A 26,090-nucleotide genomic window follows, 5' to 3' on the forward strand; every position below is an offset into this window, starting at 1 on the left:
ATGGATCTGGCCGCACGCATCACCGCCATCGAGAACGTCGAGGCCATCAAGGCGCTCAAATACCGCTATTGGCGGGCGTGCGACGGCAAAGATCCGGAAGGGTTCCGCGACTGCTTCATCGCCAAGGGTGCCCGGATCGACTACGGGCGAATGGGTGCCTTCGACGACGTCGCCCCGATGGTCGACATTTTCGCCAAGGTCGCGCTCTATACCGTCGACGGAAAGCACGTCATCTTCGACATGCACCACGGCATGCACCCGGATATCACCTTGACCGGGGAGGCCACCGCTACTGGCCGGTGGACGCTCCGCTTCCGTCAGGTGAATTTGCTGATGCAGACGGAGACCATCGCCAATATTGAATACGACGACGACTACGTCATCGAGGATGGCGAATGGAAAATGTCGCGTTCCGTCTCGACCGAAACGTGGTCGATGACGCGGCCGCTGGATTCCGCGGCCACCGTCACCGAACCTGACTAGCGGATTTCTCGGTCGCCGTCATCGCCGAAAACGAAACGGCGGCCGGTGATCTCGTCGACATCGATCTCGACATAGGTGGTGCGAGGCAACGGAATCCACGGGTCCAACGGCGTCTTACTCGCAGCTTCGATCTCAGCGGACGTGGTCAGGATCCGTGCGTGGCCCTTGGCGACGACGCTCCACCCGATGCGAGAGGTGAACGCATCGGTTTCCACAGCAACGCGACTGTTGACGGCGAGTTCGGACAGCTTGGTGCCCTCGGCGGTCCAGAACAGAATTTTGCCGTCTGCAGCGTAGATGTTGAGCGGGAAGATGTCTGGGTAGTTGTCGACGCTCACCGCCAACCGAGCAATAACGCTTCCTCCCAGAAGCTCCCAAGCTTGTTCAGGACTAAGGTTCTCAACCGGCTGCGCACTCATGCTTCCATCCTTGCTGACAAAGCCCCTTCTGCACAGGGCAATTGGTCTGTGAGGTGTCCGACTATTCCCCGCCGTTGGCTCGACGAACGAGTGGGTTCCAGCTTAATCGGTCGGGACCGGTACCGGTTCCAGGATCTCTCGGCGGGATTCGGGGGCCGCAGCCCGAAGTGCGTCAGCCGACTCGTCGTCGGGCTGCCGCTGCGACGCAATCTCGGCTTCCACGCGAGCGATGTAGTTCGAAACCTCCCACGCGATCGTGTCGTCAGACCAGCCCAGAATCGGTGCCATGAGGTCGGCCACTTCCTGCGCGCAATCCACCCCGCGGTGGCTGTACTCGATCGCGATACGAGTGCGCCGAGCAAGGACGTCTTCGAGGTGCAGCGCGCCCTCAGCCCATACCGCGTACACCACCTCGGCACGCAGGTACTGGGGTGCGGCAGTCAGTGGCTCAAGCAACGATTCGTCCGCATCGGCGTAGTAGAGGACATCGTCGAGCAGGGAACCGTATCGATTCAGAAGTCGTCGGATCCGGTACGGGTGTAACCCAAATCGTTCACCGAGGTGCTCGCACTGGTTGATCAGTGCGAAGTAGCCGTCGGCCCCGACCAGCGGCACTCGTTCGGTGATCGACGGCGCTACGCGTGTCGGAATGTAATCGTTGCAGGCCTCGACGGCGTCGGCACCCATCACTCGATACGTCGTGTACTTGCCGCCAGCAATCGAAACAAGACCGGGGGCAACAACCGCCACGGCGTGTTCACGCGAAAGCTTTGACGTCTGATCGTCTTCCCCCGCAAGCAGTGGGCGTAGGCCCGCGTACACGCCTTCGATGTCGTCGTGCGTCAGCTTGGTCACCAGTTCCTGGTTGACGCGGTCGAGGATGTAGTCGATGTCTTTGCGTGTGGCGGCAGGGTGCGCCAGATCGAGGTTCCAGTCGGTGTCGGTGGTCCCGATGATCCAGTGGGTTTCCCACGGAATGACGAACAGCACGCTGCTCGAGGTCCGCAGAATAATGGCGGTTTCAGAGACGATTCGATCGCGAGGGACCACGATGTGTACGCCCTTGGAGGCACGCACCTTGAAGTGGCCACGCTGCTTGGATAGCGCCTGGACTTCGTCAGTCCAAACGCCCGCCGCGTTGATGACGCAGTGTCCGCGAACCTCGGTTGTCTCACCGGTTTCGGAGTCGCGAAGCTTCACGCCCATGACCCGATCGGCTTCCTTGATAAAGCCGACTGCCTGCGTGGATGTGCGAATCACGGCACCGTACTGCGACGCGGTGCGAGCGAGGGTCATGCTGTGGCGCGCGTCGTCGACAACGGTGTCGTAGTAGCGGATTCCACCGATGAGCGAGTCGCGCTTCAAGCTCGGCGCCACACGGAGGGCACCGGACCGCGACACGTGACGCTGCCCCGGAACCGACTTAGCCCCGCCCATTCGGTCGTACAGGAACAAACCTGCCGCCATGTACGGACGTTCCCAGAACCGGCGCGTCAGCGGCGCGAGAAACGGCAGTGGTCGAACCAGGTGCGGGGCCAGCAGGCGTAGCGACAGTTCACGTTCACGGAGAGCTTCGCGCACCAACCCGAACTCAAATTGTTCCAGGTAACGCAGGCCGCCGTGGAACATCTTCGACGAACGCGACGACGTGCCCGAGGCAATGTCGCGAGCTTCAACCAGCGCCACCCGAAGGCCGCGGGTCGCGGCGTCGAGTGCGGCACCCACTCCGACTACTCCGCCGCCGATGACGACGATGTCGAACTGTTCACTCCCCAGTCGACGCCACGCCTCGGCGTGGTAGGCCGGACTGAGGTCTGCGGGCCGATCGGGATTGAACTCGCTGTCCATAAATGCCAAGACTACCCGAGAGTAACGAGGTCTCATGCGAGACTAAGACCCGTGAATCTGGATGCTCAGTATGTCGCCGCAATCGACCAGGGAACCACCTCAACCAGGGCGATGCTCTTTGACCGCAGTGGCAGCGTGATCGGCAGCGAACAGCTCGAGCACCAGCAGATCTTCCCGCGCGCGGGGTGGGTGGAACATGACCCCATGGAGATCTGGCGGAACACTCGACGCGTCGCCGCGGCCGCGTTGGCGTCCGCCCAAGTGCACCCCGATCGGGTCGCCGCCTGCGGGATCACCAACCAACGCGAAACGACCGTCGTCTGGGATCGACACACCGGCGAGCCCGTGTACAACGCCATCGTGTGGCAAGACACGCGCACCGCAGAATTGTGCGAGGAATTGGCAGGCGAAATTGGCGTGGATCGCTATCGCGAGCGCACCGGGTTGCCCCTGTCGACCTACTTCTCCGGCCCCAAGATCCGATGGATCCTCGACAATGTCGACGGTGCCCGCGCCCGCGCCGAGGCTGGCGACCTGCTGTTCGGAACGATGGACACCTGGCTGGCGTGGAATATGACGGGCGGTATCGACGGTGGCGTGCACGTCACGGACGTCACTAATGCCTCGCGGACCATGCTGATGGATTTGCGCACGCTCCAATGGGATCTGGAGATCTGCGCCGACTTCGGTATCCCCGAATCGATGCTTCCGGAAATCCATGCCAGTTCGGACGTCATCGCCCAGTTGCGCACCGCAGGCTCGCTTCCCGATGTCCCGCTGGGCGGCATCCTCGGCGACCAGCAGGCAGCGATGTTTGGCCAGGCCTGCCTTGAGCCCGGGGAGGCAAAGAACACGTACGGGACCGGCAACTTCCTGCTTCTCAACACGGGGACGGAGCCGGTGTTAAGCAAGCACGGCCTCCTGACGACGGTCTGTTACCAATTGGGCGACCAGCCAGCCCGATACGCCTTGGAAGGATCGATCGCCGTCACCGGTTCGCTGGTCCAATGGCTGCGCGACAATCTCGGCATCATCGACTCCGCGCCACAGGTGGAGGATTTGGCCCGCGCCGTCGACGACAACGGCGGCGTATACCTGGTCCCCGCATTCTCCGGACTTTTCGCTCCGCGCTGGCGACCGGATGCGCGCGGCGTGATCGTCGGACTGACCCGATTCGCCAACCGGCACCACATTGCCCGCGCCGCGCTGGAGGCCAGTGCCTATCAGACGCGGGAAGTCATCGAGGCAATGGAAGCCGACTCGGGTGTCAAGCTGGCGACGCTAAAGGTCGACGGCGGCATGGTGGTGAACGAACTTTTGATGCAGTTTCAGTCCGACATCCTCGATGTGCCGGTGGTGCGACCGGTCGTCAACGAAACCACTGCCCTCGGTGCGGCGTACGCGGCGGGTTTGGCCGTCGGGTACTGGAGCAGCACCGACGAGATCCGCGACAACTGGGCCCGTGGCGGCCAGTGGGAACCGCAGATGAGCGACGGCGACCGGGACCGGCTATACGAGGGCTGGAACCGCGCGGTGACACACAGCTTCGACCTGGCCTAGCCGTCGAGAAAATCCGCCCAAGACCCTTGACATACAACCATTTGGTTGTATGTTTGAGGTGTGAGCGAGAACGACGAGGATCGGGCAGACGCCCTGTTTCACGCACTCTCCGACCGCACCCGACGCGACATTCTGCGTCGAGTACTCGCCGGGGAGCACTCGGTCACAGCGTTGGCGGAGAACTACGACATGAGCTTCGCCGCAGTACAGAAGCACGTCGCCGTCCTGGAACGGGCGGGTCTTCTCGTCAAACGGCGAGTTGGTCGACAGCAACTGGCGTCCGGAGATGTGCAAGCTGTGCGATCGGTGTCCGCCATGCTGGCGGATATTGAACAGATCTGGCGGGGCCATATCGCTCGTGTAGACGAGCTCCTCGCCTCGCCCCACGCAGACGACTAAACCAACATTCCCGCACGCCAGCTCTTGGCGGCCCCACCGAAGGAACCATCATGCCTGTCATCGACGTCCAATCGGACACCGCAGCACTAACCCTGACCATCACCGCCGAATTCGCCGCGCCAGTCGACCGCGTGTGGGACGTTTACGCCAATCCACGCCAACTCGAAAAGGTGTGGGGACCCCCGGACTACCCGGCCACCTTTGTTGAGCACGACTTCCAGCCCGGCGGTCGTGCCAGCTACTACATGACGGCGCCCGACGGTCAGAAGTTCGGCGGCTGGTGGCAGTTCGACAGCATCGACCCCACCTCGTCGTTCTCGTTTACCGACGGCTTCGCCGACGACGATCTGCAGCCGGTGGACAACATGCCGGTGTCGACGAATCACTACACCTTCACCGCAACCGACACTGGCACGCGCACGGTCTACCAATCGACCTTCGCCTCCGCCGACGATCTCCAGAAGGTCCTCGACATGGGCGTTATCGAGGGTGCCTCGGGAGCCATCAACCAGATCGACGCACTGCTCGCCGCCTAGCCAGATTCATCGCGCTAGGTGTCACCGCATCGCGTTGGGTGTCGATTGATACCGACACCCAACGCGATTGAGCGACACCTAACGCAGCCCTTCGTCAGATCGTTGCCTGCCTGCGCCGATCGACGGCAAACTCGCGCAGCGCGATCGCGATGCCGACGAAGGCGAGGGCGGCGAAGCCGAAGCTGAGGGTTTTGGCCGAACCGACCATGTCTGGGCCGCCCACTGCAACCAGCAGGCCTGCCAACGCCGAACCACACGCATTAGCAATGAGCTGAGTTGTGTTGAGCCCGGCGGATGCCTGGGCAGCCTCGGCCGGGTCGTCGGTCACGCGCAGACCCGCGGTAAACCAGTGAGCCATAGCCATACCGATGCCGCAGCCGCTGACGAACAGCACCCCGTACCAGGCCACGATCACGCCGATCGACGGGTTGTTCATCTGTAGGAAGCCATAAACGACGAGGCCGCCGCCAAGCACGATCGGCCCGCCGAGACGAACTGCGCGTCGTCCCCAATCACTCTCGATCCCACTCGACGCGATCGACGACACCGTCCAACCCCAGGAGATCGCCGCACCGAGGAAGCCGGCGGCTAGCGGGCCAAGGCCACCGAGTTGTTGGCCGAACAGCGGTAAGAAAGTTTCGACGGTCGAAACCGCCGCAAGCACCACGATCGCCAGGTAGATCCACCGCAAAGGCGATGCGCCGCGGTACGTCATCGAAGGCAAGATGGTCGACGAAGCGCGACGTTCCCACCCGAGGAAGACCGCACCCAGCAGGACCGCCGCGGCCACCAAAATCCACATCGTCGTGCCGTCCAGCAGCGACGCGACACTGATCGCCCCGACGGCAGCGGTCAGCAGGGCAAGGGATGCCCACGGCACGGAACGACCGTCACCGTCGATCCGCAAACCGTCGGCGGGCAAGGCGCGCAGCGTCAACGCGATCAAGCCGAATGCGAATGCGGCAAGCAACACGAATGCGCCGCGCCAAAAATGGATCTGCGCAAAGAATCCACCGACGACGGGTCCAACGAAGTTACCGACACCCCACATGGCCGACATCAGCGCGATCGACCGCTGCCACAGGTGCGGTGGCAGAACGAGTCGCACCACGGAAAAGCCAAGGCCGCCAAGCAGTCCGGCACCGAATCCTTGGAGCGCCCGGCCGACGAGCATCACTGTCATCGTCGGGGATGCGCCCGCAACCACCGTGCCCGCCGCGAACAACGACAGGGCAATCACATACGACGTGCGCGCTCCGATTTTCGACAGCCACCGGCTCACCAGCATCGAGGAAATCACCGAGACCACCAGGAACACGGTCATGGTCCAAGCGTAAAGATCTTCGCCTCCGATGTCGGCGACCGCGCTCGGCAGCAGTGACGTCGTCAGATAGACGTTGATCGCAAATAGTGCCACGCCACCGGCCATCACCACCATCGACGCGCGATGTTGGCGGCCCAACAGTTCCCGCCACGTACTCACAGATTCATCTCCACCGAACACAGCCAAGCCGAGGGCGTCGCAGTGACGTCCTCGGGGCGGTCATTCTCAGTCCAGGTCGTCGTGTCGGACGAGTTGGCGCGCGGCTTCGGTGATCGATCCGGACAGCGACGGGTACACGGAGAAGGTGTTCGCGATCTCCGACACCTGCAGCTTGTTCTCCACGGCGATCGCCAGCGGCAGGATCAACTCGGACGCGTTGGGTGCCACCACGACGCCGCCGATCACGACGCCGGTTGCCGGGCGGCAGAAGATTTTCACGAAACCTCGACGCAGGCCGCTCATCTTGGCGCGGGGGTTGGTCGACAGCGGCAGCATCACGGTGCGTGCCGGGTATTCGCCGCCGTCGATCGCCTTCTGTGAGACGCCAACGTTAGCGATCTCGGGCCGGGTGAAGATCGCGGAGGCGACTGTCTTGAGTCGGATGGGGCTGACGCCTTCGCCGAGTGCGTGGTAGATCGCGAGGCGGCCCTGCATGGCCGCGACCGAGGCTAAGGGCAGCACACCGGTGCAGTCGCCTGCCGCGTAGACGCCGGGAACGGAGGTGCGCGAGACGCGGTCGACGGTAATGAATCCGGAGCGGTCAACCTCGACGCCCGCGCCTGCCAAGTTCAGGGAGTCGGTGTTGGGGACCGATCCGACGGTCATCAGCACGTGCGTGCCAGTCACTTGCTTTCCGTCGACTAGGTGGACGGTAGCGGAGGTCTCGTCGCGCGTCACACGGTCGGCGCGCGCGTACTTGATTAGCGTCACACCGCGCTCGGCGAAGGCCTCTTCCAGCACCCGGGCGGCGTCTTCGTCCTCGTGCGGCAGAACGCGGTCGCGGCTCGACACAAGCGTCACCTTGACGCCCAGTTCGGTGTAGGCGTGGGCAAATTCGGCACCGGTAACACCCGATCCGACGATCACGAGGTGTTCGGGAAGTTCAGCCAGGTCGTACAGCTGGCGCCAGTTGAGGATCCGTTCACCATCGGGCTGAGCAGTATCGAGGATGCGCGGCGACGCACCCGTAGCGATCAGGACGACGTCGCTTTCGAAGGTTTGCTCACTGCCGTCGGCGAGAGTGGCGACCACTTGGTGGGAGCCGATTCCGGGACTCGAATCGCCGAGTCGTGCGGTGCCGCTGACGATCTTTACACCCTCGCTGAACAGGCGTGATCGAATATCGGCCGATTGTGCGAAGGCCAGGTCCTTCACCCGCTGGTGGACGTCCGGCAACGTCACCATCGCTTGGTCGACGGAGATGTTGACGCCGAGCCCGGCTGCGCGTCGCACATCGGTGCGGATACCGGTGGAGGCGATGAAGGTCTTCGACGGGACGCAGTCCCACAGCACGCACGCACCCCCGATTCCGTCGGAATCGATGATCGTGATGTCCGCACCGTAGGCAACACCGGCGAGCGCCGCTTCATAGCCTGCGGGTCCGCCACCGATGATCACGATCTTTGCCACTGCGCACACTCCTTTTGCCCCGGTTAAATCGTCCAGAACAAACCTATCCCTTTCTGCGCTCGCCATGCCTCCTAGCCGGACCGGTGTTCCGCAAAGTGGCCGAAGGCAATAGGCTGGGCGGCGTGCCGATCTATGCCGCCTATGCGTCGAACATGGACCCCGCCCAGATGTTGGAACGGGCACCTCACTCCCCCATGTCGTCTACCGGCTGGCTGCACGGTTGGCGGTTGACGTTTGCCGGCGACGATATCGGCTGGGAGGGTTCGCTCGCGACGGTCACTGAGGACCGCCAGCACCCCGAGTCGAAGGTCTTCGTTGTGCTGTACGACGTGACCGCCGAAGATGAGCTGAACCTGGATCGTTGGGAGGGCACCGAACTCGGCGTTCACCGCAAGATTCGAGTGCGCGTGCAGACGCCCGCCGGCCCGGTCTTGGCGTGGCTGTACGTGATTGACGGCTACGAGGGCGGCTTGCCGTCGGCCCGCTACCTGGGCGTGATGGCCGACGCCGCCGAAGTGGCCGACGCTCCCGCCGATTACGTCGAACGCCTGCGCCTCCACGAGGCCCGCAACGTCGGCCCCGGCCCGGACGAGCCAATGGACAACCGCAGCTAAGGCTGCGCCCCTTGCCGTGCCGCCCTGCCCCCCGCGCTGCGCCCGGGTGCCCGCCCGCAAAATCCCCCATTTCTGTCACCAAACGACCAGAGTGTCACCGATCGTGCTGATCGGTGACACTCTGGTCGGACGACGGCCGTCGGATGTGACAGAAAAGGGAGAGTTCGATTTCCGCTTTTCTGTCACGAGACGTCGTCCTCCGTCTACCTATCCGTCACCAAAACCTGTGATCGGTGACGGTCTGGTCGTCTGGTGACAGAAAAGGGGAAATGCGGTCCGCTCCCTACGCCAATTCCCCACCAAGGATGACGCCGGCGAGGGTGGCGATGCCGATGCCGAGGGCGCGCTCGTCGATGTCGAAGTTCGGCTGGTGCAGGTCGCACTGCGGGCCCACGCCGCTCCAAACACCGAGACGGGCCATCGCGCCGGGAACGGTCTCCAAATACCAGGCGAAGTCTTCGCCGCCGGGCGACTGCGGGGTGTCCACGGCCGCGGTGGGACCGATGAGATCGACAGCAGCGTGCAGCATCGCGACGCTACTTTCTTCGTTGACGACGGGCGGCACACCACGCACGTAGGTGAGGTCGTAGGTAATGCCCAGCGGGGCCACCAGTTCGCCAATGATGCTGCGCACCAACGGTTCCAGGTCTTTCCAGACTTCGCGGTCACCGGTGCGGACGGTGCCACGCAAACGACCCTCCTGCGGAATCGCATTCGGTGCATCACCCGAATGGGCGGCACCCCACGCCATGATGGTGCCCGACCGCGGGTCCACGCGCCGCGACAAAATGCCCGGCAGCCCGGTGATGATGGAGCCCATCGCGTAAATCAAGTCCGCCGTCAGATGCGGACGCGACGTGTGCCCGCCGGGTCCGCGAAGATGTACTTCGATACGGTCGGCAGCCGACGTGAGCGGCCCGGCACGAAGTCCGACGGTGCCCGCAGCCAAGTGCGGATCGCAATGCAAGGCAAAGATTCGGCTCAATCCGTCGGTCGCACCGGCATCGATTGCGTCGAGCGCGCCGCCCGGCATTACTTCCTCTGCGGCCTGGAACAGCAGTCGCACACTGAAGGGCAGCTCGTTCCCCGCCTCCAGGTACTCGGCGAGCAGGTGACCGACGCCCATCAGAATCGCCGCGTGGGCGTCGTGCCCGCACGAATGCGAAACACCTTCCACCCGCGACGTGAATGGCAGGCCGGTCTGCTCGGGGATCGGCAAACCATCCAAATCGGCGCGCAGACCGATCCGCGGCTTATCCGCCGGACCGATATCGCACACCACGCCGGTACCCTTCGGCAGCACCTTGGGTGCCAACCCGGCCTCGGTAAGGATCCGCACCACGGTCGCGGTGGTCTCGAACTCCGCCATCGACAGTTCGGGCTCGGCGTGGATCGCGCGACGCCATCCGACGACGCGACCAAGGTTGGCGGCCAGCCAAGCGTCAATCACCGGCGAACTCACAGCAGTGTGGCCGGGGTGGGCGCGGTCAGATCCTCCAGCAGCGGGAGGCGCAGGGCGCGTTTGATCATGCCGAGGTTGTCACCGGCGAACTGGGCGCGCTCGGCAGCAACCTCGCGGGCGCGAACCAGCAACTGCTCGGCGTCGACGGCTTCTTCGACGATCCCGGCGGCAACCGCATCCGCACCGCCGTAGCGACGCGAAGTCAGCATGGCTTCGGTGACGGTCGCGTCCGACAGTCGCGTGCGCAGCAGGCCAGCCATGCCACGCGGGAACGGCATGTTCAGGGCCGCTTCCGGCAGCGACCAGAAGCCGCGGTCGGACCGCATGATGCGGTAATCGGCGCACAACGCCAGCATTGCGCCAGCACCGAAAGCATGGCCGTTCACCGCGGCGATCGTCGGAACAGCCGACGACACCAGCTTCGCGTAGAGCGCATGCACGGCATCCAGGTACGTCGGCAGCGGCTCGGCACCGGAGAAGATGTAGTCGGTGTCCAGTCCGTTCGTGAAGAACTTGCCGGTCGCGCTCACAATCAGCGGCTTCTTCGCGGCGACGGCCTCGTCGATCAGATCGCTAACCTTGGCCATCCACGCGCGGTTGAACCGGTTCTCCGGGTTGGTCTCGTCCAGCTCCACACCCTGCGTCCCGAGGAACAGTTCGGCAGCGGTATCGGTCATCGTCAAGTAAGGCATGGCAGAAACCTTATCGCCGGAGCCCCCGGTTGCGGCAGACAAGGTCTCCCCTCACTGCACATCAGGGGTTGCGGCTTTAGGCTGGCCGGTATGGATCCGACTGTCGACCCCAACTCAGCAGCCACCGCCGCAGCCGCCACTATTGCCGCCGAAACAGGCTGCGATCAGCACGATGTGGCCGTTGTCCTCGGATCGGGCTGGGCCCCGGCCGCCGCAGCACTCGGTGATCCGACCGCCGAACTGTCGATGACCTCGATCCCCGGGTTCGGCGCGCCGTCGGCCCAGGGACACGCCGGGACCGTGCAGTCGGTCCGTATCGGCAACACCCGAGTCCTGATTCTGCTTGGACGCATCCACGCGTATGAGGGTCATTCGTTGGCCCGCGTGGTGCACCCGGTCCGGACTGCCGCCGCGGCCGGTGTTGGCACGGTGGTCTTGACCAATGCTGCGGGCGGAATCCGGCCCGGTCTCAGTGTTGGTGAACCGGTATTGATTTCTGACCAACTCAACCTGACCGGACGGTCCCCGCTCGACGGCGCGCAGTTCGTCAACATGGTCGACGCCTACAGCCCGGCCCTGCGCGAGGCGGCACGCGGCGTCGATCCGACGCTCACCGAAGGTGTTTACGCGGGCCTTCCCGGTCCCCACTACGAGACGCCCGCCGAAATCCGGATGCTCGGAGTGATGGGTGCCGACCTGGTCGGGATGTCGACGGTCCACGAGACCATCGCCGCGCGTGCGGTCGGACTTGACGTGCTGGGACTGTCGCTGGTGACGAACCTGGCCGCAGGCATCACCGGCGAACCGCTCGACCATGCCGAAGTCCTCGCCGTTGGACGCGACTCCGCGGAACGGATGGGTGGCCTGCTGCGCAACGTCATCACCGCGCTCGCGGACCGGTAGCCGCGTGCTGACTTTCGGTACCGCCGGACTCCGCGGCCCCGTCCAAGAGGGTCCCGACGGTATGAACGTGGAGACCGTCACCCGGGCAACGGCTGGCCTGGCGGCGTGGCTCGCCGAGCAGGGCTTGGCGGGCGAACCGGTGGTCGTGGGGCGCGATGCCCGCCACGGATCCGAGGCTTTCGCCGCCGCCACCGCCGAAGTTTTCGCCGCTGCGGGCTTCGACATAATCGCCTTGCCCCAACCCGGTCCGACGCCGCTCGTTGCATTCGCCACGCGGCACCTCCGCGCGGCCGCTGGGGTGATGATCACGGCCTCGCACAATCCGCCGCAAGACAACGGCTACAAGGTGTACCTCCGCGACGCTGGCGGTGCCCAGTTGGTGAGCCCCGCCGATCGAGAAATCGAAGCGGCCATCACCGCGATCGGTCCGGCGGCCACCGTCGCACGACAACCGGTGACCAGCGATGCGCGAGCCGCAACCGTCCGCGACGACTACCTCGACGCGCTGACCGAACGGTTCAGCGCCCTACCTCGGTCACCGCTGCGCATTGTCGTGACGGCCATGCACGGGGTGGGCGGCGACCTCGCGGTCGAAGCCCTGCGGCGCAACGGCTTTCCCGACGTTCATGTGGTCCCGAGCCAGTTTGCTCCCGATCCGGACTTCCCCACCGTGGCCTTCCCCAACCCGGAAGAACCCGGTGCCACCGACCTGCTGCTGTCGTTGGCTGCCGAGGTCGACGCCGACCTGGCAATCGCCCTCGATCCGGACGCCGACCGGTGCGCCGTCGGGGCCCGCGACGGTGACACCTGGCGGATGCTGACCGGCGACGAGACCGGGGTGCTGCTCGGAACCTGGGTGCTCGATCACCGACCTGCCGGAGGTCCGCCGCCGGTGGTTGCCAGTTCTATCGTGTCTGGCACCTTGCTTCACACGGCCGCGCAGCGTCGGGGTGCCGACGCGCGCCGCACCCTCACCGGCTTCAAATGGCTGGTCCGTGCTGGCGACCCGCTGGCCTACGCCTACGAGGAAGCGCTCGGCCACTGCGTCGACCCGGACAATGTCCGCGACAAGGACGGCATTAGCGCCGCCGTCGCTTCGGCCATCCTCGCGTCGTCGTGGGTCGACCGCGGTGGCCTCATCGCGGCCCTCAGCGCCCTGGAAGACGAGAACGGAATCCATCTGACGCAGCCGCGGTCGTTGCGGTTGCAGGACCCCGCAGACATTGCCGCACTCATGGACCAGTTGCGGGCGGCACCGCCCACCACACTCGCCGGCATCCCCGTCTCGATGACCGACTACGCCGCACGCACCGACAATCTGCGCACGGACGGCGTCGAATTGCTGGGCCGTCGCGACGACGGAGTGGCCCTGCGAATCTTTGCCCGACCCAGCGGGACCGAACCTAAACTGAAGTACTACGGGCAGATCAGCGCGCCACCTGGCACGGGTACCGTCGGGTTGACACGCGAGTGCGCGACACGACAAACATTGAGCGAATTGCTGGCGGCCGCCATGGCGGAACTGCCACCCGTGCAATAGTTTTCGCAACGATCGACAGCGCACGGCAAAGGTGGAGGACCGCGGCAAATGACATTCCAAGGCAACTCAGGGCCATATCCGGGGTACCCGGGATACCCGGGCGACGGCTATCCCGGAGGCCAGGCACCGAAGAATCAGTCGCCGTGGTCGTCGCCCCCGGTCCTCATCGCGATTATCGCCGGACTCCTCCTCCTCGCTGGCGGTGTGGGCGCGGCCGTCTTCTACGCTTCCAACAAGTCCACTGACGCTGCCCCCGCGACTTCGAGCGCCCCGCCATCACCCGAAACGGTCACGCAGACGCAACAGGCACCGCCAACTACCACGCACACCGTGATCGAAACCGCGCCGCCCACCCAGACGGCACCACAGCCGGGACCGGCGGTGACCGTCGCCGGTGCTGATCGGCAGGGCTTTCTGGGCGGCCCCCGGTGCAACGTCCCCGAGGACAACGCCGTCTTCGTCGGTTACACCAGTCGCTCGCAGGTGGTGATCTGCCAGGTCGGCAACCAGGTGGGACGCAATTACTACAAGGGCTACGCCGACGGAAACAGCACCGAGGTCGGCTATCCCACGCGCAGTGGCAACACGTTCGTCGCCACGAACGGGGCAACCGATTACGTTGTCTCGCCGTCGGCCCTCGTGATCCGGCAAAACGGTTCGGTGCTCGCCACCGAGCCGATGATCGACAGTTGGGTCAACTGACCCAAGCAGTCCTACTTAGCGGCAAACTGCGTCTGATACAGCTCGGCATATCGTCCGCCCAACGCGAGCAGTTCCGCATGTGTTCCCCGTTCCACGACGCGTCCGGCCTCGAGCACCACGATCTCGTCGGCTGCCCGAACCGTCGACAACCGGTGAGCAATCACCAGCGACGTTCGCCCGTGAAGTGCTTCGGTAAGCGCTTCGGACACCGCGGCCTCCGACGTTGAGTCCAGATGCGCGGTCGCCTCGTCAAGAATCACGAAGGCGGGTTTCGCGAGGAGCAACCGAGCAATCGTCAACCGCTGCCGTTCACCACCCGAGAGTCGGTAGCCGCGTTCGCCGACAACCGTATCGAGGCCAGCGGGCATTGATCGGATCAGTTCGTCAAGCCGCGCACGGCGCAGCGCCGACCAGATCTCATCCTCGGTTGCCTGTGGATTCGCGATCCTGAGGTTGGCACCGACAGTGTCGTGGAACAGATGACCGTCCTGTGTCACCAAGCCGACGGTGCGGTGTACCGACTCTGCGGTGAGGTCGCGAACGTCGACCCCATTGAGCAGCACCGCCCCCTCGTCGACGTCGTACAGGCGTGTGGCCAGCGACGCAATGGTCGACTTACCTGCACCGGAACTACCGACGAGGGCAACCATCGTGCCCGCAGGCACATCAAGGTCGACGTCGTGCAGCACGGTATCGCCCCCGCGGGAGTCGAGCTGCGCAACTTCCTCCAGTGACGCGAGGGAGACTTTGTCAGCCGACGGGTAGGCAAAACTCACATCGGCAAATCGCATGCTGACGCCATGAGCCGTGTCGGGAACCGGACGAGCATGGGGACGATCGACGATGAGTGGCGGTAGATCGAGGACTTCGAAAACACGCTCAAAGCTGACGAGCGCGCTCATTACTTCAACGCGTGCATTGGCGAGGGCCGTCAGCGGCGCGTACATACGAGTTAGCAGCAGGGCCAACGATACGACGGCACCGGCCGACAGGTGCTGGTGAACGGCCAGCCAGCCACCGAGCCCGTAGACGAGGGCCAAGGCGAGTGCCGACACTAGCATCAGAGCCGTAAAGAAATAGCTCTGCAGCATGGCCTGACGAACACCGATATCGCGGACGGCGTCAGCACGGTCAGCGAACTCTTTCGACTCCGCCTCCGGACGGCCGAAGAGTTTCACCAGTGTCGCGCCGGGTGCCGAGAATCGTTCGGTCATCTGAGTCGACATGCGGGCATTGTGGTCGGCACCCTGGCGGGCCAAGCCAGCCATTCGGTGCCCCATCCGCCGTGCCGGAATCACAAAGACCGGCAACAGGATCAGCGACAGCAACGTAATCTGCCAGCTCAGCGCAATCATCACGCCAACGGTGAGAACCAAAGTGACAATATTCGACACGACCCCCGACAGCGTGTCGCTGAAGGCACGCTGCGCACCGATCACGTCGTTGTTCAATCGGCTCACCAGAGCGCCGGTTCGCGTTCGGGTGAAGAACGCGACCGGCATCTTCTGCACGTGGTCGAATACGGCGCGGCGCAAGTCGAAGATCAGCCCTTCGCCGATATTTGACGACAGCCATCGCGTACCGATTGACGCGCCTGCCTCGGCCACCGCGATGCCCGCGATAAGCAAAGCCAAGACCACAATTTCCCGGTCGGCGGTCGGACTGTTGGCGTTGATCAGGTTGATGACCCGGCCAGCCAACAGCGGAGTGACCACTGTGAGCACCGCCGTGATGACCGACAAGACCAGGAAGATCACGATCCGCTTGCGATGCGGCCTGGCGAACCCGCCAATCCGCCGCAGAGTGACCCGGCGGTCGGCTCGCGCGACCTTCGAGTCAGTTGCCTGCATCGACTTGTGCATGACATCCCAGGCCACCGATTCCATGCTCACCGGCGATCACCCCATTCGTTCGATTCGATGCTCATCACCATGGTGTCAGCGTGGACCGAACTGGCGGTCGCCAGCATCACCGAGCCCCGGCACGATGAAGTTCGCCTCATTGAGGCGGTCGTCAATCGCGCCGATCACCAGGCGCAGGTCGCCGCCCCAGTCACGCAGGGCCGCGATGCCTTCGGGCGCGCCGACCACACAAATCGCCGTCAGGTCACGCGCGCCGCGGGCCTTGAGGAGCTCAAGGGTGTGGATCAGGGAACCGCCCGTCGCCAGCATGGGATCAAGGACACACACCGACCGATCGGAGAGATCTTCGGGTAACGACGCCAGGTACTCGACCGGTGTGGCGGTCTCCTCGTCGCGCGCCACACCGACAAAGCCGATGCCGGCATCGGGCACCGAGGCCAGCGCGGCGTCGAGCATCCCGAGGCCAGCCCGCAAAACCGGGACAAACACGGGAGCGTTGGTCAGCGTGGAACAATCGGCGACCGCGACCGGCGTGCGCACCTTGACCGGATGTTCGGGCGCATCGGCAAAGGCCTCGTAGACCAGCATCTGGGCGAGCCTCGCCAGGGATTCACGGAAAGCCGCATTGGTGGTGGCCTCGTCCCGGAGCACCGCCAGCCACGCTCTCGTCAGGGGATGGTCAACGACGTTGATCGACAGGCCTGGCGCGTCTGCTTCGCTCATGCGCTCAGCTTAGTGGGGACGACGGACAAACCGGCTGGGGTCCAATCGACGATTGTGCGACACGCCGATGCGCACGTTGTGGAACCGAATTGCCTTCCGCTGCGTCCAACTAGGTATGAACGCCAAAACGAATTCTCCCGTCGCTGCTGGCTCACCCACCGTCGTCGACCCCGCCGCCACGACCACCGTCGCAACCACGCAGGGCAGTGCCGCTTCCACTGTCGCGGCCCGCGCGCTTGCCGAACGACTCGACACCGGCCGCCTGGCACCCACGTTTGGGCTCATCGGCGCGTCATTCCTGGCCGCGCTGTCGCGCGTACAAAGTGCGCGCACGCGCACCCTCGACGGCCTCGCCGCCCAACATGGCCGCACGGGCGAATCGGCAGTGCGCGCGCAGGCCTCATACGATTGCTGCGAGGCCACCAACGCCTCACACCTGCGTGAGGTGTCTGCATGACTGCGGCATTGCTGATCGCCCCGCTCAAGGCCCTCGTCGCCACGCTCGGGACCGGCGTCCTCCCACCCGAGGTCACCACCACCTACGCTCACACGCAAGCGGCACTGAGCGATGCAGCGGCACAGTCGCAGAAGGGTGCCGCGACCACCCAAACCGCTTGGCGCGGCGCGGGCGGCGACCAAGCCGCCAACGCCACGCGCCACCTGTCCCTCGTCGACGACACGGTCGCCACCGCAGGCGCTGACATCAGCGGGATCGTTCAGATCGCCGCGGGCCATGTGGAAACGGCGAACAACGAATTGAATGCTCTCGTGGAGTCTTTCGCCGCGGCGGCAGCCACTGTCCCCGCAATCACGACGCCCGCTGGCCTCGCCGCCTTGGTCCCCTTGGCCCTCGACCACTTGGCTCGCGGGGTCGCCGTCGTGAACCGCGCGCAGGGCCAACTCGCCAGCGATGCTGCGAACTTGGGTCGCCACGAGGCTGCGGTCGCCGCCTACTCCTCCGCCATGCCGCAGTCGGCCAGCCACAGCAAGGGCAAGGTCCCCATCACGCTCCCCGACGGCTCCATCGCGTACGCACCGAACGAACGCGCAGCGACCGCCGTCCGGGCTGCCCTCAGTAGGCAGGGGACGCCATACGTCTGGGGTGGCACCTCCACCGATGGCTTCGACTGCAGCGGATTCACGCAGTGGGCTTACCGTCAGGCGGGCCTGGAATTGCCGCGCCTGGCGCAAGACCAAGACACTGCGGGCTTCCAAGTTTCACAAGCCGACCTGCAGCCCGGCGATCTCGCCGTCTGGTCCGGTCACGTCGCCATGTACATCGGCAATGGACAACTCGTCGAGACCGGAGGCGACCCGGTCGGCGTCAGCCCCCTTCGCACCACGAACGCGGGACAAACCTTCGAAGGTTTCTATCGCCCCCGGTAGAGCCACTTTTTGGCATATCTGGGCACCTGGCGATCGGCATGGATTTCCCCTCTCGACCAGCCCCGTGCAGCATGCTCGAAAGAACTTGATTAGGCTCTGTGACCATGGCCGGTGACATCGTTCCCATCGAACTCGGACTAACCGAAGGCAACCTCTTCACCCTGTGGGCTCCACGGTGGCGCGAGGGTGATGACGAGTGGGAAGCATTCTTGGGTCTCGAAGATGACCTCTATGCTCTTCCCAGCGTTGCCGAGTTGGTCGCTTTCGTCCGCACTGACGACGACAATGACCTCGTCGACCACCCAGCTTGGGACACCATCAAGCAGGTGCAAGCCAACGAGCTAGTCCCGGAAGATCGGTACAGCTACGACCTCGTCGGCGTCCCCGAACTGGCCGCCGAAGACCCCAAGCCGGAGGTTCTCGCCGAGCTCGAGGATGCCCTCGAAATTGTGCGCATCATCGGTGAAGTCTGCGAACTGACGCCGGTCACCAAGTTCTTCAACGGCAACCCCATTCTGGGTGCTGTCACTGTCGGCACCAACAACTTCGTCGGCCGTGAAGGCGTCGACTTGTGGGTCCGCATCGGCCGGCTGATTTCGAAGAACTGGGACGACGTCATTGACGCCCTCGACGAGGTCGTGACGACGCCGAAGGTTGACGCCGCTGCGGTCGAGGTCGCCACCGTCGAGTTGGCCGCCGCCGCGTCCGCCGAGGACGAGGACGAGCCCGAGTACTCGGCCGTCGACCCACTGTTCGAAAACGACGACGATGAAGATGATGCATCCGCCGCCCTTGTCGAAGACGCCGATGACGTTGACGACGACGATTTCTGGGTGGGGGTCGGTATCGACCCGATCCGTATCTACACCGACGGCGGCGAGTTCCTCACGTTGCGCTGCTACCTGGGTGACGACCCGCTGTTCCTGGGTCGCAAGGGCACCATCTACGGGTTCGGCTCCGAGCGCGCGCTGACTCGCTTCCTCGCCGACAACAGCGATCACGACCTCGCGAAGCTGTCGACGTTTAACGAAGTCCAAGCCGCCGCAGACACCAACGAACTTGAGTACGACGTCCTCCCCGAGAACGTCTATGCCCTGCAGGGCATCGGCGAAGACATCTTGGACGGCCCGCGTCGGGTGGAACAGCGTCAACTCGACCTAGCCGTGGAGTTGCTGACAGATGCCGCGGATTACGCCGGGATCAACACGGTCAACGAGGCCCTCGCCACCACGACGCCACTCGGTTGGTTCGTCGACTACACGGTCCATCCCGACCCCAAGCGTCTAGCACCGTCGGGCCCGTTCGACAACGAAGCCGAGGTCTGGCGCGCACTGGTCCACGACTTCGAGGATCGGCTGACCCGCCGCGGCTAAATCCCTATCGTCTGACATTCGCTCCCCCCGTTAGTCTTCGCTCCCGCCCGGCGGGAGCGAACGTCAGCGAGGGGAGCGAATGCGTCTCGTCACCCGGTATCAGCCCAGCAGGACCGCAAAACCCGGTTTGATGACGTCGTCGATGAGGCGGAGTCGTTGATCGAACGGGATGAACGCAGACTTCATGGCATTGACGGTAAAGCGTTCGAAATCGGCCCAGCCGTAGCCGAATTGCTCGTGCAAAACGAGAAACTCCCGGCTCATCGTCGTATTGCTCATCAACCGGTTGTCGGTGTTGACGGTGACGCGGAACTGCAATTTGGCGAGGATGTTGAACGGGTGCTCGGCAATCGATGCGACTGCCCCGGTCTGCACGTTGCTACTGGGGCACAGTTCCAGCGGGATCCGCTTGTCGCGCACATAGTTCGCCACTTGGCCGAGTTGCGCACCGTCGAAGGTCTCGTCCCCGGGCGTGGCGCCCGGCGGCAGCACTACGTCGTCGATGACGCGGACCCCGTGCCCGAGGCGGTCGGTGCCGCAAAAAGCGACGGCCTCGTGGATGGACGGCAGTCCGAATGCTTCGCCAGCGTGGATGGTGAATCGCGCGCAGTTGGCACGCATGTAGTCGAAGGCACTTAAATGCCTGCTGGGCGGGTTGCCTGCCTCGGCACCGGCGATATCGAATCCGACGACGCCGCGATCACGGAACTGCACGGCAAGTTCAGCGATTTCGAGCGACCGGGCGGCGTGCCGCATGGCGGTTAGCAGGCATCGAACCACGATCGGTCGTCCACTAGCGTCGGCAGCCTCCTGACCGGCCACGAATCCGCGAAGTACCGCTTCCACAACCTCGTCCAACGACAGCCCGCCGTCGAGGTGCAGTTCGGGCGCGAACCTAATTTCGGCGTAGACCACGCCGTCGTCGTGGAGGTCTTCGACGCACTCGCGGGCGACCCGTTCCAACGCGCTCGGCGTCTGCATGACAGCGACGGTGTGGGCGAACGTCTCCAAATACTGCTCGAGCGTCCCGCTGTTGGCTGCCGTCGCGAACCACCGGGCCAGATCGGCCTCATTGTCGGCGGGCAGCTCGCGATATCCCTGTTCGCGGGCCAGGTCGAGGACGGTGGACGGACGTAGTCCGCCGTCAAGGTGGTCGTGCAGGAGGACTTTGGGAGCCAAACGGGCTTCCCCGACGGTGATCGTGGTAGCGGTGACCATGCCCTCAAGGTATCCCCGATAACCGGCCTTCGCTCGGCTAGCTAACCCGTCCCAGAATCCGGCTTTCCGGGGGAACCGCACTCTCTCCCAGCTCGACGGCACCGTCGAGCGCCGCGGTGGCACCGGAAATTCGTGCCTCGTCGTCGGTATGCAAGGTGAACAAGGGTTGCCCGGCGCTCACCCGATCGCCACGATCGGCATGCCACGTGACGCCCGCGGTCGACGACACCGCCTCCCCCGGACGGGTCCGGCCAGCGCCGAGGAGCCAGGCGGCCTGCCCCACCGCGAGCGCGTCCATCCCCGTCACTGTGCCGTCCGCCGTTGCGAGAACTTCGTGTGTATGGCGCGGGCGCGGCAATGGCGCATCGGGGTCGCCGCCCTGCGCGGCGATCATCGCGCGCCAGGAATCCATGGCCGCCCCCGACCGCAGGTGTTCGCTCGGGTCCACATCGGGGAGGCCGGCAGCGGTGAGCATTTCGCGCGCCAACGCCAAGGTCAGTTCCCGGACGTCGGCGGGTCCACCACCGGCGAGGATCTCAAGTGACTCCCGGACCTCCACCGCATTGCCCGCGCTGCGGCCCAGCGGCGTCGACATATCCGTCAAGAGCGCCGTGGTGACCACACCTGCGTCGGTCCCGAGATCAACCATGGTCTCGGCGAGTTCGCGAGCGTCGTCGACGGTCTTCATGAAGGCACCGGAACCAACCTTTACGTCCAGAACCAGTGATGCCGTACCCTCGGCGATCTTCTTGCTCATGATGCTGCTGGCGATCAACGGGATCGACGCGACAGTTCCGGTCACATCCCGCAGGGCGTAGAGCTTGCGGTCGGCCGGAGCGAGGTCTGCGGTGGCAGCACACACCACAGCACCCACCTCTTCGAGTTGGCGGCGCATTTGTTCGGCCGTCAGGTCGGCGCGCCACCCCGGAATCGACTCCAGTTTGTCCAGGGTCCCGCCCGTGTGTCCCAGTCCTCGACCGGAAAGTTGCGGCACCGCCACGCCGTACGACGCCACCAGCGGTGTCAGCGGCAAGGTAATTTTGTCCCCGACGCCACCTGTTGAGTGTTTGTCGGCGGTCGCTAGCTTGTGGCCGCCGCGTCGCAGGTCGGTGAAATCCATCCGAATACCGGAGTCGATCATCGCGGCGGTCCACTCAGCGATCTCCGCGCGCGTCATGCCGCGCAGCACGATCGCCATCAGGAGCGCCGACATTTGTTCCGGGGCGACGCTCCCGGCGGTGTACCCGGCCACCATCTGACGTATCTGGTGCGGACGCAGTACCGCGCCGTCCTTCTTAGCGAGGATTACCCCGACCGGATCAAATGCCTCGGTCATCGACGCACATCCAAGTGGTCGGGGCCGAAGGCATCGGGCAGGAGTTCGCCAAGCGGGCGCGGCCCGGAAGCCGAGTCGACGAGTAAGCCCGCACCCCCGAACTCCAGGAGCACTTGCCTGCACCGACCACAAGGGGTGATCACGGCCCCCGCGCTGTCGCAGACGGAAACCGCGGCGAGGTCCGGTGCGCTGTGCGCGCGCGGCGCTTGCAATGTTCCGAGCGAAATGCCCGAACACACCATTGCGACCTCTGCGCAGACGCCTAAACCGTATGAGACATTCTCCACATTGGTACCGGCCACAATATCGCCGCTCCGTGTGATTCCCGCCGCACCGACCGCAAACCCGGAGTATGGTGCATATGCCCTGCTCATTACGGCTTTTGCGGCGTCTCGCAGAGCTTCAAAGTCGATTCCGTCACTCATTTCAACCACCATTTCCACAAAAACCCCTAGGTTAGGCACACCTAATTTAATAAGTGGAGTTTAGTCACATTGTTCGGTCAAATTACGACAGCACTCAGCTTAGGTTTAAAGTCAGATGCATTGGGTCTTGCGGCGACCTTTAGTCTGCTTGCGGTCCCACCCCAGTCGACGACAATGGAGGCGTAAGTTCGCGATGAGCACCCCCACTGAGGTTGCACCGGCACCGGTGCGTAAGCGCTCTCTCTACAGAGGTGACCCGGGCATGTGGTCGTGGGTGCTGCATCGCATCACCGGCGTGTCCATCTTCTTCTTCCTCTTCGTGCACGTTCTCGATACCGCGGTCATCCGCGTCAACGAGAACACGTACACGGAGATCATCGAGACGTACAAGACCCCGCTGATCGGTCTCATGGAGATCGGCCTCGTCTTCTGCGTGCTCTACCACGCGCTCAACGGCCTGCGCGTCATCCTCATCGACTTCTGGTCGAAGGGTGCCAAGTACCAGCGCCAGATGCTGTGGTCCATCCTCACCGTCTTCGCAATCGTGTTCATCGCTGCGGCAGTTCGTATGCTGCAGCTCCTGTTCACGCACGCACTTTAGGGAGCTGAGAATCAATGTCTGAAGTCAAAACCCTCGGCACCGCCTACGACCGTCCCGCCAGCTTGGACGCGCCGAACGCACCTCGCCCGCGTAACCGCGGCAACTTTGAGAAGAACGCATGGATGTTCATGCGCTTCTCGGGCCTCGCCCTCATCGTCCTCACCTTCGGGCACATGTTCATCATGCTCATGTGGGACAGCGGCGTTCACCGCATCGACGCTTCGTTCGTCGCAGACCGCTGGAAGTCGCCTTTCTGGCAGATCTGGGACCTGACCATGCTCTGGCTCGCCCAGCTGCACGGCGGTAACGGCGTCCGCACCATCATCAGCGACTACTCCCGCAAGGATTCGACGCGCTTCTGGTTGAACACCCTGCTCGCCCTGTCGATGATCCTGATCCTCGTGCTGGGTACCTACGCGATCCTCACCTTCGGCAGCGCAAGCTAAGGAGAATTAGAAACCAATGCAGGAACACCGCTATGACGTGGTCATCGTCGGCGCCGGCGGCGCCGGCATGCGCGCTGCCATTGAAGCTGCGCCGCGGGCCCGTACCGCAGTCCTGACCAAGCTTTACCCGACTCGCTCTCACACCGGCGCGGCTCAGGGTGGCATGTGTGCCGCTCTCGCCAACGTCGAAGAGGACAACTGGGAATGGCACACCTACGACACGGTTAAGGGTGGCGACTACATCGTCGACCAGGACGCCGCCGAGCTGATGGCCAAAGAAGCCATCGACGCGGTGCTCGATCTGGAGAAGATGGGTCTGCCGTTCAACCGCACGCCGGAAGGCAAGATCGACCAGCGTCGATTCGGCGGTCACACCCGTGACCACGGCAAGGCTCCGGTTCGTCGCGCCTGCTACGCAGCCGACCGCACCGGCCACATGATTCTGCAGACGCTGTACCAAAACTGCGTCAAGCACAACGTCGAGTTCTACAACGAGTTCTACGCCCTCGACATCAACATGACGACCGACGAGAACGGCGAGCCCGTTGCCAACGGCGTCGTTGCTTACGAGCTGGCTACCGGCGAGATTCACGTCTTCCACGCGAAGTCGATCATCTTCGCCACCGGCGGCAGCGGCCGCATGTACAAGGTGACCTCCAACGCGCACACCCTTACCGGTGACGGCATGGGCATCATCTTCCGCAAGGGTCTCCCGCTGGAAGACATGGAGTTCCACCAGTTCCACCCGACGGGCCTCGCAGGCCTGGGCATCCTCATTACCGAGGGTGTTCGAGGTGAGGGCGGCATCCTCCGTAACGCGGATGGCGAACGCTTCATGGAGCGTTACGCGCCGACCATTAAGGACCTCGCACCGCGCGACATCGTCGCCCGCTCGATGGTCTTGGAGGTCCTCGAAGGCCGCGGTGCCGGACCGAACAAGGACTACGTGCACCTGGATGTTCGACACATCCCGGAAGAGACCCTGATGGCCAAGTTGCCGGACATCATGGAATTCTCGCGCACCTACTTGGGTGTGGACCCGGTGACCGAACTGGTGCCCGTCTACCCCACCTGCCACTACGTGATGGGCGGAATCCCGACCAACATCAACGGCCAGGTGCTCGCCAACAACGACCAGGTTGTCCACGGCCTGTTCGCGGCCGGCGAATGTGCCTGCGTCTCGGTGCACGGTGCCAACCGTCTGGGCACCAACTCGCTCCTCGACATCAACGTCTTCGGCCGCCGTGCGGGTATCGCCGCCGCCGAGTACGCCAACGCAAGCGAGTTTGTTGAGCTCGAAGAGAACCCCGATGCGATGGTTCAGGCCTGGGTTGCTCAGATGCTGAGCGATCACGGCCATGAGAACGTCATGACCATCCGTACCGAACTGCAGCAGACCATGAACGACAACGCTGCAGTGTTCCGTACCGAGGAGACCCTCAGCAAGGCACTCGTCGACGTCCGCGCTCTCAAGGAGCGCTACGACCACGTCACCGTGTCGGACAAGGGTAAGCGCTTCAACTCCGACCTCCTCGAGGCCATCGAGTTGGGCTTCCTGTTGGAGCTGGCTGAGGTGACCGTCGTCGGTGCCCTCAACCGCAAGGAGACCCGCGGCGGCCACGCCCGCGAGGACTACCCGGACCGCGACGACAAGAACTACCTGGTCCACACCATGGCCTACAAGAAGGGCAAGGGTCTGATCTCGGATATCGAGCTCGACACCAAGCCCGTCGTTCTGACTCGTTACGAGCCGAAGGAGCGGAAGTACTAATGACTGCCACCATCGAAACCAACGCCAACGGTGCTCCCCCGGTTCCGCCGGAAGCCACGATGGTTACGTTGAAGATCTACCGCTTCAACCCGGAAGATCCGGACGCACAGGGCTTCGAAAGCTTCCGTGTGCCCGCGCTCCCGTCGGACCGCCTATTGAGCTTGCTCCTTTACACCAAGGGCTACCTCGACGGCTCGCTGACGTTCCGCCGCAGCTGTGCACATGGCGTGTGTGGTTCGGACGCGATGCGCATCAACGGCGTCAACCGACTCGCGTGCAAGCTCCTGATGAAGGACCTGCTGCCGAAGGATTCATCGAAAGAGATCACCATCACCATCGAGCCCATCAAGGGTCTCCCGGTGGAGAAGGACCTCATCGTCGACATGGAGCCCTTCTTCGATTCGTACCGTGCGATCAAGCCGTTCTTGATCACCGGTGCCAACCACGAGCCGTCTCGCGAGAACCTGCAGTCGCAGGAAGACCGCGCGCGTTTCGACGACACCACCAAGTGCATCCTGTGTGCGTGCTGCACCACGAGTTGCCCGGTGTTCTGGAATGAGGGTTCGTACTTCGGTCCGGCCGCGATTGTGAATGCTCACCGCTTCATTTTCGACAGCCGTGACGAAGCCGCTTCCGAGCGGATGGACATCCTCAACGACGTTGACGGCGTGTGGCGCTGCCGCACCACCTTCAACTGCACCGACGCATGCCCCCGCGGCATCCAGGTGACGCAGGCGATTCAGGAAGTCAAGCGCGCCCTGATGTTCGCTCGCTAGGAGTAGACCTCCACCGCAGTACCATTCTGCAGCCCCGAAGCGGCCCCCGGATTCTTCCGGGG

The 26,090-nt window shown here is 64.1% G+C and carries 26 protein-coding genes; 15 read left to right on the top strand and 11 right to left on the bottom strand.

The window, feature by feature from the left end:
* Complete coding sequence (locus tag WBA38_RS15695; protein ID WP_424323083.1) at positions 1 to 483, top strand: nuclear transport factor 2 family protein; 483 nt, start codon at positions 1 to 3, stop codon at positions 481 to 483.
* Here the strand turns inward: WBA38_RS15695 and WBA38_RS15700 are convergent.
* Positions 480 to 902, bottom strand: coding sequence for a pyridoxamine 5'-phosphate oxidase family protein (locus tag WBA38_RS15700; protein ID WP_424295237.1), 423 nt, complete (start codon positions 900 to 902; stop codon positions 480 to 482). The two genes, WBA38_RS15695 and WBA38_RS15700, sit on opposite strands and share 4 nt — an antisense overlap.
* Before the next feature lie 102 nt (positions 903 to 1,004).
* Positions 1,005 to 2,750 (bottom strand): glycerol-3-phosphate dehydrogenase, encoded by a 1,746-nt coding sequence (gene glpD, locus WBA38_RS15705; protein ID WP_424295239.1) that lies wholly within the window; start codon positions 2,748 to 2,750, stop codon positions 1,005 to 1,007.
* 51 nt (positions 2,751 to 2,801) lie between these two features.
* Here glpD and glpK point away from each other — a divergent pair, with 51 nt between their 5' ends.
* Genes glpK through WBA38_RS15720 form a run of 3 tightly spaced genes read left to right on the top strand, consistent with a single transcriptional unit; the run spans position 2,802 to position 5,245 of the window.
* Positions 2,802 to 4,310 (top strand): glycerol kinase GlpK, encoded by a 1,509-nt coding sequence (gene glpK / locus WBA38_RS15710; protein WP_424323084.1) that lies wholly within the window; start codon positions 2,802 to 2,804, stop codon positions 4,308 to 4,310.
* A gap of 60 nt (positions 4,311 to 4,370) precedes the next feature.
* Entirely contained in the window at positions 4,371 to 4,709 is a 339-nt protein-coding gene (locus WBA38_RS15715; protein WP_424323085.1) for an ArsR/SmtB family transcription factor, read from the top strand.
* Between the two features lie 50 nt (positions 4,710 to 4,759).
* Positions 4,760 to 5,245, top strand: a complete 486-nt coding sequence (locus WBA38_RS15720) for an SRPBCC family protein (protein ID WP_424323086.1) — start codon at positions 4,760 to 4,762, stop codon at positions 5,243 to 5,245.
* 94 nt (positions 5,246 to 5,339) lie between these two features.
* Here WBA38_RS15720 and WBA38_RS15725 read toward each other — a convergent pair whose 3' ends face one another.
* Positions 5,340 to 6,728, bottom strand: coding sequence for an MFS transporter (locus WBA38_RS15725; RefSeq protein WP_424323087.1), 1,389 nt, complete (start codon positions 6,726 to 6,728; stop codon positions 5,340 to 5,342).
* A 66-nt stretch (positions 6,729 to 6,794) separates the two neighbouring features.
* On the bottom strand, positions 6,795 to 8,198 hold the full coding sequence (locus WBA38_RS15730) for an NAD(P)H-quinone dehydrogenase (protein WP_424323088.1): 1,404 nt from the start codon (positions 8,196 to 8,198) through the stop codon (positions 6,795 to 6,797).
* Positions 8,199 to 8,320: 122 nt separating this feature from the next.
* Between WBA38_RS15730 and WBA38_RS15735 the strand changes: the two genes are divergently transcribed.
* On the top strand, positions 8,321 to 8,812 hold the full coding sequence (locus WBA38_RS15735) for a gamma-glutamylcyclotransferase (protein ID WP_424295249.1): 492 nt from the start codon (positions 8,321 to 8,323) through the stop codon (positions 8,810 to 8,812).
* A gap of 283 nt (positions 8,813 to 9,095) precedes the next feature.
* On the opposite strand, the gene WBA38_RS15740 is transcribed toward WBA38_RS15735, so the two are convergent.
* Complete coding sequence (locus WBA38_RS15740) at positions 9,096 to 10,262, bottom strand: amidohydrolase (protein ID WP_424323089.1); 1,167 nt, start codon at positions 10,260 to 10,262, stop codon at positions 9,096 to 9,098.
* 8 nt (positions 10,263 to 10,270) lie between these two features.
* Entirely contained in the window at positions 10,271 to 10,966 is a 696-nt protein-coding gene (locus WBA38_RS15745) for an enoyl-CoA hydratase/isomerase family protein (protein WP_424293890.1), read from the bottom strand.
* A 90-nt stretch (positions 10,967 to 11,056) separates the two neighbouring features.
* Between WBA38_RS15745 and WBA38_RS15750 the strand changes: the two genes are divergently transcribed.
* From WBA38_RS15750 to WBA38_RS15760, 3 genes are read left to right on the top strand one after another with little or no spacing between them, the layout of a single operon-like run.
* Complete coding sequence (locus WBA38_RS15750; RefSeq protein WP_424323090.1) at positions 11,057 to 11,869, top strand: purine-nucleoside phosphorylase; 813 nt, start codon at positions 11,057 to 11,059, stop codon at positions 11,867 to 11,869.
* A gap of 4 nt (positions 11,870 to 11,873) precedes the next feature.
* A complete protein-coding gene (locus WBA38_RS15755; protein WP_424323091.1) occupies positions 11,874 to 13,409 on the top strand; it encodes a phospho-sugar mutase in 1,536 nt (511 codons plus the stop codon).
* Between the two features lie 48 nt (positions 13,410 to 13,457).
* Entirely contained in the window at positions 13,458 to 14,111 is a 654-nt protein-coding gene (locus WBA38_RS15760; RefSeq protein ID WP_424293990.1) for a hypothetical protein, read from the top strand.
* A gap of 11 nt (positions 14,112 to 14,122) precedes the next feature.
* Here the strand turns inward: WBA38_RS15760 and WBA38_RS15765 are convergent, their stop codons facing one another.
* Both WBA38_RS15765 and upp read right to left on the bottom strand, forming a co-directional pair.
* Entirely contained in the window at positions 14,123 to 15,997 is a 1,875-nt protein-coding gene (locus WBA38_RS15765) for an ABC transporter ATP-binding protein (protein WP_424323095.1), read from the bottom strand.
* Positions 15,998 to 16,048: 51 nt separating this feature from the next.
* A complete protein-coding gene (gene upp, locus WBA38_RS15770; protein WP_424293991.1) occupies positions 16,049 to 16,696 on the bottom strand; it encodes a uracil phosphoribosyltransferase in 648 nt (215 codons plus the stop codon).
* 115 nt (positions 16,697 to 16,811) lie between these two features.
* Here upp and WBA38_RS15775 point away from each other — a divergent pair, with 115 nt between their 5' ends.
* From WBA38_RS15775 to WBA38_RS15785, 3 genes are all read left to right on the top strand, one after another.
* The gene (locus tag WBA38_RS15775; RefSeq protein WP_424293992.1) at positions 16,812 to 17,153 is read left to right on the top strand and encodes a type VII secretion target; all 342 of its coding nucleotides are present in this window, start codon (positions 16,812 to 16,814) and stop codon (positions 17,151 to 17,153) included.
* The gene (locus WBA38_RS15780; RefSeq protein WP_424293993.1) at positions 17,150 to 18,082 is read left to right on the top strand and encodes a C40 family peptidase; all 933 of its coding nucleotides are present in this window, start codon (positions 17,150 to 17,152) and stop codon (positions 18,080 to 18,082) included. Before WBA38_RS15775 ends, WBA38_RS15780 begins: the two co-directional genes overlap by 4 nt.
* 104 nt (positions 18,083 to 18,186) lie before the next feature.
* Entirely contained in the window at positions 18,187 to 19,455 is a 1,269-nt protein-coding gene (locus WBA38_RS15785) for a primosomal protein (protein ID WP_424293994.1), read from the top strand.
* Between the two features lie 99 nt (positions 19,456 to 19,554).
* On the opposite strand, the gene WBA38_RS15790 is transcribed toward WBA38_RS15785, so the two are convergent.
* Genes WBA38_RS15790 through WBA38_RS15800 form a run of 3 tightly spaced genes read right to left on the bottom strand, consistent with a single transcriptional unit; the run spans position 19,555 to position 22,434 of the window.
* Entirely contained in the window at positions 19,555 to 20,673 is a 1,119-nt protein-coding gene (locus WBA38_RS15790) for an adenosine deaminase (RefSeq protein ID WP_424323092.1), read from the bottom strand.
* Positions 20,674 to 20,710: 37 nt separating this feature from the next.
* Positions 20,711 to 22,009, bottom strand: a complete 1,299-nt coding sequence (locus tag WBA38_RS15795; RefSeq protein WP_424323093.1) for a thymidine phosphorylase — start codon at positions 22,007 to 22,009, stop codon at positions 20,711 to 20,713.
* Positions 22,006 to 22,434 carry a cytidine deaminase gene (locus tag WBA38_RS15800; protein ID WP_424297259.1) on the bottom strand — a complete coding sequence of 143 codons (429 nt, stop codon included), beginning with the start codon at positions 22,432 to 22,434 and terminating at the stop codon, positions 22,006 to 22,008. The genes WBA38_RS15795 and WBA38_RS15800 overlap by 4 nt, the downstream gene beginning before the upstream one ends.
* Positions 22,435 to 22,627: 193 nt before the next feature.
* On the opposite strand from WBA38_RS15800, the gene sdhC reads away from it, so the two are divergent.
* The 4 genes from sdhC to WBA38_RS15820 are packed head-to-tail and all read left to right on the top strand — an operon-like array spanning position 22,628 to position 26,028.
* Positions 22,628 to 23,035, top strand: a complete 408-nt coding sequence (gene sdhC / locus WBA38_RS15805; protein ID WP_424297261.1) for a succinate dehydrogenase, cytochrome b556 subunit — start codon at positions 22,628 to 22,630, stop codon at positions 23,033 to 23,035.
* A 14-nt stretch (positions 23,036 to 23,049) separates the two neighbouring features.
* A complete protein-coding gene (locus WBA38_RS15810; protein ID WP_424297263.1) occupies positions 23,050 to 23,481 on the top strand; it encodes a succinate dehydrogenase hydrophobic membrane anchor subunit in 432 nt (143 codons plus the stop codon).
* Between the two features lie 16 nt (positions 23,482 to 23,497).
* Positions 23,498 to 25,252: a succinate dehydrogenase flavoprotein subunit gene (gene sdhA / locus WBA38_RS15815; RefSeq protein ID WP_424297265.1), complete on the top strand. Its 1,755-nt coding sequence runs from the start codon at positions 23,498 to 23,500 to the stop codon at positions 25,250 to 25,252.
* Positions 25,252 to 26,028 (top strand): succinate dehydrogenase iron-sulfur subunit, encoded by a 777-nt coding sequence (locus tag WBA38_RS15820; RefSeq protein ID WP_424297267.1) that lies wholly within the window; start codon positions 25,252 to 25,254, stop codon positions 26,026 to 26,028. The genes sdhA and WBA38_RS15820 overlap by 1 nt, the downstream gene beginning before the upstream one ends.
* Positions 26,029 to 26,090 lie beyond the last annotated feature (62 nt).

The organism is Gordonia sp. (in: high G+C Gram-positive bacteria), assembly GCF_049647785.1.
Taxonomy (GTDB): Bacteria; Actinomycetota; Actinomycetes; order Mycobacteriales; family Mycobacteriaceae; genus Gordonia.